12 protein-coding genes, 1 tRNA gene and 2 pseudogenes are annotated in these 13,365 nt (G+C 68.4%); 9 read left to right on the top strand and 6 right to left on the bottom strand.

Going from position 1 to position 13,365, the window contains the following annotated elements; all coding sequences use genetic code 11:
* Nucleotides 1-199 precede the first annotated feature (199 nt).
* The gene (locus tag ACNPQM_RS04670; protein ID WP_418082947.1) at nucleotides 200-1,102 is read left to right on the top strand and encodes an LLM class flavin-dependent oxidoreductase; all 903 of its coding nucleotides are present in this window, start codon (nucleotides 200-202) and stop codon (nucleotides 1,100-1,102) included.
* Between the two features lie 148 nt (nucleotides 1,103-1,250).
* On the opposite strand, the gene ACNPQM_RS04665 is transcribed toward ACNPQM_RS04670, so the two are convergent.
* On the bottom strand, nucleotides 1,251-2,204 hold the full coding sequence (locus ACNPQM_RS04665) for a LuxR C-terminal-related transcriptional regulator (RefSeq protein ID WP_418082946.1): 954 nt from the start codon (nucleotides 2,202-2,204) through the stop codon (nucleotides 1,251-1,253).
* Between ACNPQM_RS04665 and ACNPQM_RS04660 the strand changes: the two genes are divergently transcribed.
* A complete protein-coding gene (locus ACNPQM_RS04660) occupies nucleotides 2,170-2,748 on the top strand; it encodes an ABC transporter permease (protein WP_418082945.1) in 579 nt (192 codons plus the stop codon). The two genes, ACNPQM_RS04665 and ACNPQM_RS04660, sit on opposite strands and share 35 nt — an antisense overlap.
* 77 nt (nucleotides 2,749-2,825) lie before the next feature.
* Nucleotides 2,826-3,005 carry a hypothetical protein gene (locus tag ACNPQM_RS04655; protein ID WP_358856600.1) on the top strand — a complete coding sequence of 60 codons (180 nt, stop codon included), beginning with the start codon at nucleotides 2,826-2,828 and terminating at the stop codon, nucleotides 3,003-3,005.
* A gap of 464 nt (nucleotides 3,006-3,469) precedes the next feature.
* On the opposite strand, the pseudogene ACNPQM_RS04650 reads toward ACNPQM_RS04655, so the two are convergent.
* From ACNPQM_RS04650 to ACNPQM_RS04630, 5 genes and pseudogenes are all read right to left on the bottom strand, one after another.
* Nucleotides 3,470-3,667 (bottom strand): annotated as a pseudogene (locus ACNPQM_RS04650) (LLM class flavin-dependent oxidoreductase); the annotation flags it as partial.
* Between the two features lie 127 nt (nucleotides 3,668-3,794).
* On the bottom strand, nucleotides 3,795-4,337 hold the full coding sequence (locus ACNPQM_RS04645; RefSeq protein ID WP_358856599.1) for an RNA 2'-phosphotransferase: 543 nt from the start codon (nucleotides 4,335-4,337) through the stop codon (nucleotides 3,795-3,797).
* A 147-nt stretch (nucleotides 4,338-4,484) separates the two neighbouring features.
* Nucleotides 4,485-5,459 carry a MerR family transcriptional regulator gene (locus tag ACNPQM_RS04640; RefSeq protein WP_418082944.1) on the bottom strand — a complete coding sequence of 325 codons (975 nt, stop codon included), beginning with the start codon at nucleotides 5,457-5,459 and terminating at the stop codon, nucleotides 4,485-4,487.
* Nucleotides 5,456-7,237 carry an SDR family oxidoreductase gene (locus ACNPQM_RS04635; RefSeq protein WP_418082943.1) on the bottom strand — a complete coding sequence of 594 codons (1,782 nt, stop codon included), beginning with the start codon at nucleotides 7,235-7,237 and terminating at the stop codon, nucleotides 5,456-5,458. Before ACNPQM_RS04635 ends, ACNPQM_RS04640 begins: the two co-directional genes overlap by 4 nt.
* The gene (locus ACNPQM_RS04630; protein ID WP_418082942.1) at nucleotides 7,234-8,085 is read right to left on the bottom strand and encodes a M24 family metallopeptidase; all 852 of its coding nucleotides are present in this window, start codon (nucleotides 8,083-8,085) and stop codon (nucleotides 7,234-7,236) included. Before ACNPQM_RS04630 ends, ACNPQM_RS04635 begins: the two co-directional genes overlap by 4 nt.
* A 243-nt stretch (nucleotides 8,086-8,328) precedes the next feature.
* On the opposite strand from ACNPQM_RS04630, the gene ACNPQM_RS04625 reads away from it, so the two are divergent.
* The 6 genes and pseudogenes from ACNPQM_RS04625 (at nucleotide 8,329) to ACNPQM_RS04600 (ending at nucleotide 13,347) form a co-directional block, all read left to right on the top strand.
* Complete coding sequence (locus ACNPQM_RS04625; protein ID WP_418082941.1) at nucleotides 8,329-9,384, top strand: ABC transporter ATP-binding protein; 1,056 nt, start codon at nucleotides 8,329-8,331, stop codon at nucleotides 9,382-9,384.
* Nucleotides 9,374-10,282: an ABC transporter permease gene (locus ACNPQM_RS04620; protein ID WP_358856595.1), complete on the top strand. Its 909-nt coding sequence runs from the start codon at nucleotides 9,374-9,376 to the stop codon at nucleotides 10,280-10,282. The genes ACNPQM_RS04625 and ACNPQM_RS04620 overlap by 11 nt, the downstream gene beginning before the upstream one ends.
* Complete coding sequence (locus ACNPQM_RS04615) at nucleotides 10,279-11,190, top strand: ABC transporter ATP-binding protein (RefSeq protein WP_358856594.1); 912 nt, start codon at nucleotides 10,279-10,281, stop codon at nucleotides 11,188-11,190. Before ACNPQM_RS04620 ends, ACNPQM_RS04615 begins: the two co-directional genes overlap by 4 nt.
* 30 nt (nucleotides 11,191-11,220) lie before the next feature.
* The gene (locus tag ACNPQM_RS04610) at nucleotides 11,221-11,940 is read left to right on the top strand and encodes an ABC transporter permease (protein ID WP_358856593.1); all 720 of its coding nucleotides are present in this window, start codon (nucleotides 11,221-11,223) and stop codon (nucleotides 11,938-11,940) included.
* 302 nt (nucleotides 11,941-12,242) lie between these two features.
* Nucleotides 12,243-12,939: pseudogene (locus ACNPQM_RS04605) on the top strand (hypothetical protein).
* Between the two features lie 320 nt (nucleotides 12,940-13,259).
* Nucleotides 13,260-13,347: transfer RNA gene (locus ACNPQM_RS04600), tRNA-Ser, on the top strand.
* Nucleotides 13,348-13,365 lie beyond the last annotated feature (18 nt).

Genomic DNA, 13,365 nt, shown 5'->3' with positions numbered 1-13,365 from the left:
ACGGGTGCGCGGAGGGGCGCGCATGTGAGGATGCGCGCCCCTGACCAGGAGAACACGCCTGACGCATATGTCAGGGGTGATGAGAGGGCAGCGGCGGTGTGCGCGTGAGGGCGCGGGTCAGCCGAGCTGGTACAGCCTGAGGCCGTGACGCTCCGGAATCACGCGGACACACCTTTGAGCCCGACGTAGGCTCGGTGGCATGAGTCTGCGCCTGAGCACCGTGATTCTGCCCGTCGACCGCTGGCACGAGGGGGGCCGCGCCAAGTGGCAGCGCGCCGAGGAACTCGGCTTCCACGCCGCGTACACCTACGACCACCTGTCCTGGCGCAGCTTCCGGGACGGCCCCTGGTTCGGCGCGCTGCCCACCCTCACCGCCGCCGCCACGGCCACTGACCGGCTGCGCCTGGGCACCCTCGTTACGTCGCCCAATTTCAGGCACCCGGTGTCGCTCGCGAAGGAACTGATCTCGCTCGACGACGTCTCCGGCGGCCGGATCACGCTCGGCATCGGGGCGGGCGGCAACGGCTTCGACGCCACCGCGCTCGGGCAGGAGGCGTGGACGCCGAAGGAGCGGGCGGACCGCTTCGGCGAGTTCGTGCCGCTGCTCGACCGGCTCCTCACCGAGGGCGCGGTCTCGGAGCGGGGCGACTTCTACACGGCGGTGGAGGCGCGGAACATCCCCGGCTGCGTCCAGCGGCCGCGGCTCCCCTTCGCGGTGGCGGCGACCGGCCCGCGCGGCCTGAAGCTCGCCGCGCGGTACGGGCAGGCGTGGGTGACGACCGGTGACCCGAAGCTGTACGAGGAGGGCACGTCCGAGCAGTCGGTCGAGGCGATCCGGGGCCAGGTCGAGAAGCTCGGCAAGGTGTGCGCGGAGATCGGCCGGGACGTGACGGAGCTCGACAAGATCCTGCTGCACGGCTTCACCCCGGACCGGGGCCGGCCGCTGGAGTCCGTGGACGCCTTCGTCGACTTCGCCGGGCGCCACCGCGAGCTCGGCTTCAACGAGATCGTGATCCACTGGCCGATCGCGGACTCCGACTTCGCCGCCGACCAGACCGTCTTCGAGGACATCGCCACCGAGGCCCTCGCCCAACTGGGCTGAATGTCGATCTCTGCTCAGCCGGCGCTGTGGATGGCCATGGGAGCGCGCCGCCCGGGCTCGTTGGCGCTGCCGAAGCCGGTGAGCCAACGGCCCCGATGCGGCAGACCGGCGCCTTCGGTGACCGGTCTGCCGCGTTCGTGCTCCTGCCTCAGTTCATCCAGCCCTTTTCGTGCGCGAGGAGCGCGGCCTCCACTCTGTTGGCGGCGCCGAGGCGGCGCATGATGGTGGCCAGATACTTGCGGTAGGTGCGCACGGACACGCCGAGGCGGCGCGCCGCCGTCTCGTCCTTGTCGGCTTCTCTGAGCATGGCGAGAATCTCGCGTTCGATGTCGGACGGCATGTCCGTCTCCTCACCAGGGAGTGCCTCCGCGGCCTCCCACATGCGCTCGTAGGGCGTGACCAAGGTGGCCACCAGGCCGGGCTCGCGCACGAGCAGCGCTCCCACTGAGGTGTCGGCCGGGTCGATGGGGGTCAGCGCGGCCGACCGGTCGACGATGATCACGCGCTCGATCGGGTGGTGGGAGATCCGCACCGCGGCCCCGTGCGAGACCAGGTCACGTATGTAGGTGAGGGTGGTGTCGTCCTGCGTGATCGCCGACCCCATGATCATGCGCATGCGCACCCCGTGGCGCAGCAACCGCATGTTGATCGGGTGCGAGACGGCGATCGACTCCTCGGTCAGGAGCCCGGTCGGCTCTGTGGTCAGATCCTCGGTCCGGGCGAAGAAGGTCAGCTCGTCGATGGCTTCCCGGACCGCCTCGATCCCGTGCAGCTGCGTGATCATCTGGCCGTGGTCATCAGCGCCCGCTCGGGGCGACGGAGGGGCCGTCCAGCGCTCCAGGAACAGGGAATCGATGACCGAATGTCTCGTGGCCTCGGCCTCCAAGTCCTCCCGCAGGCGGTGCAGACGACCGTCGATGAGGGCGTCCACGGCCCGGGGTGGAGGGACCGGACGTACCGCACCATGGGTGTTCCGGGTGGCGAGCCCCAGCGCCACCAGCCTGTCCAGGTTCGATTCCTCGGACGATGTGCGCGTGTCCGGATCGAGCTCTTCGGCGACGAGCGTCGTGGAGGAGAAGCAGAACCGCATCGTCGAGCTCATCGCCAGCTCCGTGCCTCTGCGGTCCCTGCTCGTCGGCAAGATCGTCGGCTCCACGCTCCTGGCGCTCGCCCAGATGGCCCTGTTCTGCCTGGTCGGCATCGGCGGCCTGGTGTTCACGGGCGAGCAGGAGTTCCTCGCCGACATCAGCTCGGGCCTGGGATGGTTCCTCGTCTTCTACGTCGTGGGCATCGCGGTCCTGGCCTGCCTGTTCGCCGCCGCGGGCGCGCTCGCCACCCGGAGCGAGGACATCCAGTCCACCACGACGCCGGTGAACGCGATCACCGCGCTCGTGTTCATCGTCGGCGTCACCGTGTCCGGCAGTCTGCGGGAGATCCTCTCGTTCATCCCGCTTACCTCAACCGTCACCATGCCGGCCCGCGTCCTAGTCGGCGAGACCGCCTGGTGGGAGCCCGCCGTCGCGCTCGTCCTGTCGATTGCTGCCGCGGCAGTCATCGTCGGAGTGAGCAGCCGGGTGTATCGCCGGGCGCTCCTCCAGACCGACCGCAAGCTCTCGTTCCGCCAGGCCGTGAAGCTGACGGACTGACCTTCCCGCGCCACCCGAACCACCGGCCAGACACGCCGGTACAGCCAGAAACCCGACGTCACCTGGAAGGAACTCCGATGCCCGCCTCCCGCTCCAACACCCCCCTCGCTGCGCTTCTGGCCGTGCTCGCCTGTGTGGAGGTGGTGCTGATCACCAGCGACGCCGCCGACGGCGTCCGCTACGGCGTCGGCGCGGCAATCGCCGTCACGATCCTCGTGCTGGTCGGCCGGCTCGCCAAGGGCGGCTCGTCCGACTGATCGGCCGCTCGATCGTGTCCGGGGTCCGCCGTACCGAGGCAGCCGGCCCCGGACCCTGTTTCAGCGCACGGATTTTACGCGTGCGGGACGGCAGCCTGCCTCACCGCCATCCCTTCTCTTCCTCATGTGGAGCCGTCCATGAATTCCCCCCACCAGGTATCGATCACCGTCCGTCCGGGGTGCCGCCAGAGACCGCAGCGATCCGCTTCGTGGCCTTCCTCCCGGACGGATGGCATGCCGAGGTCAGCGAATTCCAGGAGAACCTCGCCCGCCTCCTGATCGTGGCCCCGCCCGGAACCACCACGTCCGAGGTCACCCGAATCGCCACTGCCGTCTTGTCCCGGCCCGGCCTTCAGGGTTGGCACCTGGCCGACCACTGACCCACGACCCGGAAACGGCGCACCGACGAAGAGTCGGAAGTCGCAGGTCAGGCCGCGGTAGGTGAAAAGGCTTGACCGAGGTGACAGGCGCAGCCGCTCGGTGGCGGCCGCCGCGGCGGTCAGGGTCGGCACCGCGCCGAACCACGGACCGTCGCGGAAGGTCCGCCAGGCCAGATGGTCAAACGTGTAAGCGGCGTGGAATCCCAGTTCCTCGGCGCGCTGCCAGACCTTCCGGCCCTCGCTCCAGCGGTGAATCGGCAGAATTACCGTACTCAGACGCATACATACGACCATGCGGCGGGAGAGCTGAGGAGCAGAGACGCGTCAGTGGACGCTGTGGCTGAGCCACGGCGACCGTGTGCCGCGCGGGACGAGCGTCCTGTATGTCTCGTCGCCGGACAGGTCGGGTTCAGCCGGGAAAGCGGAGGAACTCCGGCGGTACGGAGTCGGTCAGCCAGACCCCGTTCGCGCTGACGTAGAAGAGGTGGCCGGCGCGGTGCATTGCGCCCGCGTCCACCGAGAGGACCACGGGCCTGCCGCGGCGGGCGCCGACGCGGGTAGCCGTCTCGCGGTCGGCCGAGAGGTGGACGTGGAGCCGGTTCATGGGGCGCAGCCCCTCGGTACGGATCGCGTCGAGGGCGCGGCCCACAGTGCCGTGATAGAGGTACGCGGGCGGCTCGGACGGAGACAGACCGAGGTCCACCGGGACGGTATGGCCCTGGCTCGCCCGAATGCGGTCGCCCTCGATCGCGTAGCGCTGTTTGTCATTGGCGGCGACAACATGGTCGAGCTCGGCACGGGTGATGGGGAAGCCGTGCCGAGCCGCTGCCCGGAGCAGCTCGTCGATCGTCACCCAGCCGTTCGGGTCGAGACGGATCCCGATCCGCTCGGGCTGGTGCCGTAGATGCTTTGCGAGGTACTTGGACACCTTGACGGTGCGTCTCTCATCCATCCGGACAGCGTGCCTGTGGCGATCCCGTCGGCGCACCAGAGTTTGCTCGCGATTCGCACCAACGATTTTCATCCACAGGTTTGATCCACAACCAACTGCAGTTATCCACAGGCTAATTGGCGATTCTGTGGACAAGTGAATTTGAAATCAACCCATTTGATCAATTCGCTTTGATTCATTGCGTGATGCGACAAGAGAGTCCAATGTCCTTTTCTGTACCTCGCGTTCAGCGGCTGCCGCGACAAAGGCGGCAACGTTCTGCGGTCCAACCAGACGCCGTACGGCCTGCATTGTGTCCGGCGGCAGTGGTACGGAACGCGGTTCGCTCGTCGAGGGTCCCGGTCTGAGCGGTGTGTCCACACCGAGATGGTGCTGCAGATGACGTGTGGCGAACGTCCGCATGGCCCGGGCCAGTTCCGCGTCCACTGTCTGCTGGGCGAGCGGGCGGAGCCGACGGACCAGCGAGGCGGCCTCGGCCGCATCCGCGTCCGTCGGTGGACGATGGCCGAGGTAACGCGCGAACACATGCTCCGTGGTGAACTCCAGGAAACGGGAGGCGATGTGCTCGACCTGGCCGCGAAGCTCCCGAAGATGCCCGGAGATTGCGGTGAGCGGAACCCCTGCGGCATGCAACTCGACTGCTACAGAGAGCTCTTGTGGGCTCGGTACCAGGAACTCGTCGTCGCGGCCCGGGATGCACTCCAGTACGCCGAGCTCCACCGCCTCGGCGACCGCCTGATCGTCCTGCACGCCGCCGAACTTCGCATGCAGCTCGTCCCGGGTGATCCGGTCGGCCTGCTCGTCCGTCCACGGGCCGTGCACCTCGGCGACGAGCCCGAGCACTCCGCCCAGCCCGCGTCCCGCGTCCCACGCCTCCAGCAGTTCCTTGATGCTGGCCAGCGTGTAACCGCGGTCCAGCAGGTCGGCGATCTGCCGGAGCCGGGCGAGATGCGTGTCCCGGTACACATTGGCCCGGCCGCGCCGCTCCGGCGTCGGCAGCAGCCCCCGGTCCTGATAGGCCCGGATCGTGCGGACCGTGGCACCGCTCGCATGTGCCAGGTCCTCGATCCGGTATTCGGAGGCGGAACGCGTCGTTGCCGCGGACGGCCCGGTCCCGCTCACAGCGGCGGCTTCAGCCGGGCGATCCCGCGCAGCGCGCCGGGACTGAACCGGGACAGGAACCGGGCGGCTCGTGCCTCCGGTGTCACCGGCACCACGGCCCGGTTGTGGGCCACGGCCTCGAGGATCGCGTCCGCGACCTTCTCCGGCGGGTAGTTGCGGAGCCCGTACAGCCTGCTGGTCCGCTTCCGCAGACGCTTTTCCTCCTCGGCGTCGGCCCCGGCGAAGTGCGCGGTCGTCGTGATGTTGGTGTTGACGATGCCGGGGCAGATGGCGCTGACCCCGATCGACCGCTCGGCCAGTTCGGCCCGCAGGCACTCGCTGAGCATCAGCACGGCCGCCTTGGAGGTGCTGTACGCGGGCAGCGCCCGGGACGGCTGATAGGCGGCGGCGGAGGCGGTGTTGACGATATGGCCGCCCTGGCCGCGCTCGGCCATCTGCCTGCCGAAGATCCGGCAGCCGTGGATGACGCCCCACAGATTGACGTCCAGGACGTTCTTCCAGTCCTCGCTCGTGGTTTCCAGGAAGGAGCCGGACAGACCTATCCCGGCGTTGTTGACCAGGACGTCGACGATGCCGTACTCGGCGGCGACCTTCTCGGCGAGCTTCTCCATTGCCTGCTCGTCGCTGACGTCCACCGCCTCGCCCCAGGCAGCGGGCGAGCCGATCAGACGGGCCATCTCCGCCGTTCTGGCCGCCCCTTCCGCGTCACGGTCCACGGCCACCACCCGGGCACCCGCCTCCGCGAACGCGAACGCGGTGGCCCGCCCGATCCCGCCCGCCGCGCCCGTCACCAGCACCAGCTGACCGCCGAACCGCTCGGCATACGCACCGGTCGGTGCGGTGTCCGGGGCCGGCCGGCCGTCTTCCATCGCCGACTCATTGGCGCGGACGAACTCGCTGATCCAGGAGGCAAGCTGGTCCGGGCGGGTGCGCGGCACCCAGTGCTTGGCCGGAAGGGAGCGCCGTACCAAGTGCGGCACCCACAGATCCAGTTGGTCGTACAGCTTCTCCGAAAGGAAGATGTCACCCGTCGGCGTGATCAGCTGGACCGGCACATGCGCGTACGCGTCGGCACGCGGTTTGCGCAGCCGGGCACGGACGTTGTCCCGGTAGAGCCAGGCGCCGTGCGCCGCGTCGTTCGGCAGGGACGGCGTCGGGTAGTCGCCCCCGGGCACCTTCTCCATCCGCTGGAGTATCCGCGGCCACTGCTTGCCGAGCGGGCCGCGCCAGGCGAGCTCCGGCAGCACCGGCGTGTGCAGCATGTACACGTACCAGGACTTGGCTCCCTGGCCGAGCAGTTGACCGACCCGGCGCGGGGTGGGCCGCGTCATCCGCTGCTTGATCCAGTGACCGAAGTGGTCCAGGGAGGGGCCCGACATCGACGTGAAGGAGGCGATCCGGCCCTCGGTGCGGCCGACCGTCGCGAACTCCCACGACTGGACCGAACCCCAGTCGTGCCCGACCAGGTGCACCGGCCGGTCCGGACTCACCGCATCGACGACGGCCAGGAAGTCGTCGGTGAGCTTCTCCAGGGTGAACCCGCCGCGCAGCGGCTCCGGAGCCGTCGACCGGCCGTGGCCGCGCACGTCGTACAGGACGACGTGCCACCGCTCGGCCAACTGCGCCGCGACCTGCGTCCAGACTTCCTTGCTGTCCGGATAGCCGTGCACCAGCACGACCGTCGGACGCGTCTCGTCGCCCAGCTCGGCGACGCACAGCTCGATCCCGCCCGTACGCACCCGGCGTTCGCGGAACCCCGGCACATCCTGCAGCCTCACGCCGCCACCTTCTCCTCGGCCCAGCGCCGCACATGCGGCAGATCGTCGTCCAGCCAGAAGGCGCTCTGCTCGGGGTCCTTGGAATCGGTGACGACCAGGATCTCCTCGAACTTCGCCCCCGTACCCCGGAATCCGAGATGGGGTTCGACCGCCCACAGCCCCGGCTGCGGCGGGTGGTCGGAGAAGCGGTAAGGACTCCACAGCGGAGACCAGCCGTCCCGGTGCCCGTGCACCGCATCGCTGACGAGGCCCTTGAGCGACTGCGTACCGAACCCGAACACCCGCGGCGACCAGCGGCGCTCAGCCACGCGGTCGACCTTGTGGGCGATGACGCCGAAGGGATAGGCGCGGTGCCTGTTGGCGTACCCCTGCTTGATCATCAGGCGCTCGACGTCCTCATAGATCTCGCGCAGCGGACGTCGCTCGCGCACCTCGTCCAGGATCAGCGCGCGGTGGACCTCAAGATCGGCAAGGAGCTTGCCGTGCAACGGATTGAGCCCGAGACAGCCGGAATATCCGATGTCCGCCGTGAACCCCTTGTACACCGGAGCCATGTCGAGGATGAACGGCATCCCGGGCTCCAGCTTCCGGTTGGTCGGGAAGAACTGCAGCGGCACCTTGAAACCGGCGAACGCCGTGCGGTCCCCGAACCAGGCGAACGGGAGATGGAACCAGTCACGGACTCCCCGCTCGCGCAGCCACTCCCGCTGCATCCGGGCCGCCTCGCGCTCCGTCACCCCCGGCTCGAGCCGTGCGGCGACCGCCTCCGCGCAGGCGTACGCGAGGCGTTGCACCTCTCTGAACCCCTGGAGCTCCTGGGGCAGTCCGTCCTTCACCGGTGAGGCCATGCCACCGTCCGTCCCATGCCGTGTGCGGTACGTGCTCGTAACGTGACACTGATGAATGTGACAATGTCCCGCGGCTGCGTCAAGGGGTGCACAAGACCTGTGGACAACCCCCGCGGGCTCTCCCCTCGGGCCCTGCTCCCGGCCACCACCCCGTACCTTCGTCGTCCTCCTTCGCGGGGTCCCCCTACGGGGCCGTACGACTGAAGGCTGACGCGGATCCAGCCGCCAGGTCTGACGACCGGTGTGGCCCGCGCCACTACCGTCGAAGATGTGACTGTGATCGCGACCGAAAGCCTGAGCAAGCGGTTCCCCCGGGTGACCGCGCTTGACCGGCTCTCCCTGGACATCGGGCCCGGTGTAACCGGCCTGGTGGGCGCCAACGGAGCCGGCAAGTCCACACTGATCAAGATCCTGCTGGGTCTGTCCCCCGCCACCGAAGGCCGGGCCTCGGTGCTCGGGCTGGACGTCGCCACGAGTGGTGCGGCCATCCGGGAACGGGTCGGTTACATGCCCGAGCACGACTGCCTGCCGCCGGACGTCTCGGCCACCGAGTTCGTCGTCCACATGGCACGGATGTCCGGACTGCCGCCGACGGCAGCGCGCGAGCGCACCGCCGACACGCTGCGACACGTCGGTCTGTACGAGGAGCGGTACCGCCCCATCGGCGGCTACTCGACCGGCATGAAGCAGCGCGTGAAGCTGGCCCAGGCGCTGGTCCACGACCCGCAGCTGGTCCTCCTCGACGAGCCGACCAACGGCCTGGACCCGGTCGGCCGCGACGAGATGCTCGGCCTGATCCGCCGCGTCCACACCGACTTCGGCATCTCGGTCCTGGTGACCTCCCACCTTCTGGGAGAACTGGAGCGCACCTGCGACCATGTCGTCGTCATCGACGGCGGCGCGCTGCTGCGCTCCAGCTCCACCAGCGACTTCACCCAGACCACCACGACCCTCGCGGTCGAGGTCACCGACAGCGACGCCCACCCCGACGGCACGGACGCACTGCGCCGGGCGCTCACGGCAGCCGGCGTCAGTCTTCTGGGCCGCGACGGACTCGAGGCGGACGGTCTGCCCGGCGCCGGGCACATCCTGCTGATCGAGGCCACCGGCGAGGAGACGTACGACGTCGTCCGCGACAGCGTCGCCGGGCTCGGACTCGGTCTCGTACGGATGGAACAGCGGCGCCACCACATCGCCGAGGTCTTCCGTACCGAAGGCACCGCAGAGACCGCAGAGACCGCGGAGACGGTCCTGACCGCAGCCGCACAGCAGAAGGGGAGCGGTCGCGATGAGCACTGAGACCGGGGCCGTGACCGGGCTCGACAACACCCGGATCCACAACATCGGGTACCGCGCGTACGACGGCCCGCGCCTGGGCCGCGGCTATGCCCGCCGTTCCCTCTACTCGCAGTCGCTGCGGGGCTCCTTCGGACTGGGCCGTTCCGCCAAGTCCAAGGTGCTGCCGATGCTGCTCTTCGGTGTGATGTGCCTGGTCGCGCTGATCATCGTGGCCGTCGCGATGGCCGCGCCCAACGTGACCAAGCTCGCGATCAAGTACACGGACTTCGCGATCTATCTGCAGGCCGTCATCGGCCTCTTCATCGCCTCGCAGGCACCGCAGTCCGTCTCCCGGGACCTCCGCTTCAAGAGCGTGCCCCTCTACTTCTCGCGCCCCATCGAGCGGGTCGACTACGTCGTCGCCAAGTACGCCGCCATGGCATCCGCCCTGTTCATCCTCACCGTGACACCGCTGCTGGTGATGTACGTGGGCGCCCTGCTGGCGAAGTTCGACTTCGCCGACCAGACCACGTGGTTCGGACAGGGAGTGGTGTCGGTGGCGCTGCTCTCCCTGCTTTTCGCCGGGCTCGGCCTGGTCATGGCCGCACTGACTCCGCGCCGCGGTTTCGGCGTCGCCGCGGTGATCGCCGTCCTGACCATCTCGTTCGGAGCGGTCTCCACGGTCCAGGCCATCGCCTGGCAGACGGGCTCGGCGGGCGCCGTGCAGTGGCTGGGGCTTTTCTCCCCCCTCACGCTGATCGGCGGCGTCCAGAGCGCGTTCCTCGGTGCCACTTCCCACTTCCCCGGAGGGGAAGGACCGGGAGCCGGGGCAGGTGTGGTGTATCTGATCGTTGTTCTCGCGCTCGTCGCCGGCTCGTACGCCGTACTGATGCGCCGCTACCGGAGGGTCGGGCTGTGACCACCATCGAGATCGACCACACCTCACGCTGGTTCGGCAATGTGGTCGCCGTCAACGACGTGAGCATGACCGTGGGACCCGGCGTGACCGGGCTGCTCGGCCCCAACGGTGCGGGGAAGTCCACGCTGATCAACATGATGGCCGGGTTCCTTGCACCGTCGACCGGCAAGGTCACCCTCGACGGCGCGCTGATCTGGCGCAACGAGGAGGTCTACCGGCAGATCGGCATCGTCCCGGAGCGGGAGGCGATGTACGACTTCCTCACCGGCCGCGAATTCGTCGTCGCCAACGCGGAACTGCAGGGACTCGACGAGGCTGCCGCGCAGAGGGCGCTGGCCACGGTCGAGATGGAGTACGCGCAGGACCGCAAGATCGCCACGTACAGCAAGGGCATGCGGCAGCGCGTGAAGATGGCGTCCGCGCTGGTCCACGAGCCGTCCGTGCTGCTGCTCGACGAACCGTTCAACGGGATGGACCCTCGCCAGCGGATGCAGCTGATGGAGCTGCTGCGGCGGATGGGTGCCGAGGGCCGTACGGTCCTCTTCTCCTCCCACATCCTCGAAGAGGTCGAGCAACTCGCCTCGCACATCGAGGTGATCGTGGCCGGACGGCATGCCGCGTCCGGTGACTTCCGGAAGATCCGCCGACTGATGACGGACCGTCCGCACCGCTATCTCGTACGGTCCAGCGACGACCGCGCCCTCGCCGCCGCGCTCATCGCCGACCCGTCGACGGCCGGGATCGAAGTCGACCTGAGCGAGCAGGCGCTGCGCATCCAGGCGGTCGACTTCGGGCGGTTCACCACGCTGCTGCCGAAGGTCGCGCGGGAACACGGCATCCGTCTGCTGACAGTCTCGCCGTCCGACGAGTCCCTCGAATCAGTCTTTTCCTATCTCGTAGCGGCCTGAGTAGCGGCCTGAAAGGAGCTGTGAAGCGTCATGTACAACCCCACAGTCGCCCGGCTCACCTACCGGGCCCTGCTCGGCCGGCGCAGGGCTGCGATCCTCTTCGTCCTGCCCGCCCTGCTGATCGTCATCGCCGTCGCGGTACGGGCGTTCGCCGGGGTCGATGACCAGGTCGCCGTCGATGTGCTGGGCGGTTTCGCCATCGCCACGATGGTGCCGCTGATCGGTGTGATCGCCGGTACGGGGGCCATCGGCCCCGAGATCGACGACGGATCGATCGTCTATCTGCTGGCCAAGCCGGTGAAACGGCCGACGATCATCTTCACCAAGCTGATCGTGGCGATCGCCGTGACGATGGTCTTCTCCGCCCTGCCGACTTTCGCCGCGGGCATGATCCTCAACGGCAACGGCCAGCAGATCGCGGTGGCGTACACGATCGCGGCGCTGGTCGCCTCCATCGCGTACAGCGCGCTGTTCCTGCTGCTCGGCACGGTCAGCAGGCATGCGGTGGTCTTCGGCCTGGTCTATGCGCTGGTGTGGGAGGCGCTCTTCGGCAGCTTCGTGCCCGGGGCGCGCACGCTCAGCGTGCAGCAGTGGTCGCTCGCGCTTGCCGAAAAGGTCGGCGGGGAAGGTGTGATCACCTCAGAGGTCGGACTGCCGCTCGCGACGGTTCTGCTGGCGGCTGTCACGGTGCTCGCCACGTGGTACGCAGGTCAGAAACTGCGCACGCTGAAGCTCGCCGGCGAGGAGTGAGCCGAAGAGCTCTGCCGCCCCTTGTGTCCGTCAACCCCTGCCCTTCGGGCGGGGGTTGACGCATGAACGGACCGCCGTACGCGTAACTGTACGGTTATCGGTTCGTTGTTCAGGGGGCGTGGAGGCAATGAGAATCTGTGGCGTCGTAGCGTTCGTGACATTGGGGATTGCCGACTCCGGCTCCGGCGAGACGGTGCGGGCCGGGTCGGTCATTGGGTGAGTGGCAACCGTGAGCGTCCTCCGCCCCTGAAGCCCGGGGACAGGGCTGTCCATTGCCGGTTTCCCCAACGGAAGGCATGCCCATGCCCACGGATGTCGCCCTGCTCGAGTCGCGTGCGCTGCGCGTCGAGCAGATGGGGCGCGTCGATGTCCTCGACAAGGTGAAGAGCCTTGTCATGCTTCCTGACGGAATTCACGTCCGCACAGAGGACGTGGCTCGTTACTTCGAAGTATCCACAGAAGTCATCAAGAAGGTGATCCAGCGCCATCGAGCTGAGATGGAAGGGGACGGCCTCACGCTGCTGCGAGGCTCTGAGCTGCGGAGATTCCATAGGGGCATGATGTCCGTATGGGCGGCGAGGGCGGTGAAAGTTATCCACAGGCGCGGCCACTCAACTCACCCTCTACACCCGCAGGACCGTGCTCAATGTCGCGATGCTTCTTCGCGATAGCGACATTGCTCGATGTGTCCGCACCTATCTGCTTGACGCGGAGGAGGATCTGCGGGCGGGGTACGCCTCGCTCGATCGGCGTGCCACCCGGGTCGAGAGCTGCCTGGCCGAAGTCGGCGTGGCGCTCCAGGAACTCGGGCCGGTGCTCAACCGGATGTCGCATCGGCTCGACAGTCTCGACCGGAGGCTCGAAGCCACGAACCGGGTTGTCGGGGCCATGAGCGTCCGGCTCGGAGACATGTCCGAGGACATCGTCCGTATTGATGCCCGGATGGACGACTTCGTCCTTCAGCTCAAAGATCTGCGACGCCGTGGTAAGCGCCGCTGATCCCTGACAGACGCTCGCGGTCCGCCCCCGGCCCGAACCAGCCGGTCGCGGGCCGCGAGCAACCACGTCGGCCGGGGCCCTGGTCACCGCTCGAAATAATGGGTGGCGGACAAGGGCCACCCCCGGCACAGTGGTTGAGGAAGTGCACGCCACAGGGACCGGGAGAGGAGCGCGACGATGACCGAGAGTACGAGTCCGTCGAGTTCCCACCAGGGCGGCCCGGAGCAGGCGCCGGAGTAACCATCACCTCACTCCGCAGAGCCGCTCCCAGCAGGACGCCCGGGGCGGCTTTTTTGCGCGCATCGCGCGGCCGCCCACCCGGAGGATTGGCCGAGTGGTAAGGCAGCGGCTTGCTAAGCCGTGGTCGGGGCTGTCGACCCCGCGCGCGTTCGATCCGCGCATCCTCCGCACAGAAACCCGGCGCGG

This window comes from Streptomyces sp. NPDC056231 (genome assembly GCF_048270745.1).
Taxonomy (GTDB): domain Bacteria; phylum Actinomycetota; class Actinomycetes; order Streptomycetales; family Streptomycetaceae; genus Streptomyces.
Note: the sequence above shows the minus strand (reverse complement) of the source record. Positions and strands in the feature narration are given on the sequence as shown.

Excerpts from the sequence above, each read along its gene's own strand:
- ACNPQM_RS04630 (WP_418082942.1), bottom strand. The coding sequence starts at position 8,085 with ATGGCCTCACCGGTGAAGGACGGACTGCCCCAGGAGCTCCAGGGGTTC.
- ACNPQM_RS04665 (WP_418082946.1), bottom strand. The coding sequence starts at position 2,204 with ATGAGCTCGACGATGCGGTTCTGCTTCTCCTCCACGACGCTCGTCGCC.
- ACNPQM_RS04620 (WP_358856595.1), top strand. The coding sequence starts at position 9,374 with ATGAGCACTGAGACCGGGGCCGTGACCGGGCTCGACAACACCCGGATC.
- ACNPQM_RS04645 (WP_358856599.1), bottom strand. The coding sequence starts at position 4,337 with ATGGATGAGAGACGCACCGTCAAGGTGTCCAAGTACCTCGCAAAGCAT.
- ACNPQM_RS04655 (WP_358856600.1), top strand. The coding sequence starts at position 2,826 with ATGCCCGCCTCCCGCTCCAACACCCCCCTCGCTGCGCTTCTGGCCGTG.
- ACNPQM_RS04670 (WP_418082947.1), top strand. The coding sequence starts at position 200 with ATGAGTCTGCGCCTGAGCACCGTGATTCTGCCCGTCGACCGCTGGCAC.
- ACNPQM_RS04610 (WP_358856593.1), top strand. The coding sequence starts at position 11,221 with ATGTACAACCCCACAGTCGCCCGGCTCACCTACCGGGCCCTGCTCGGC.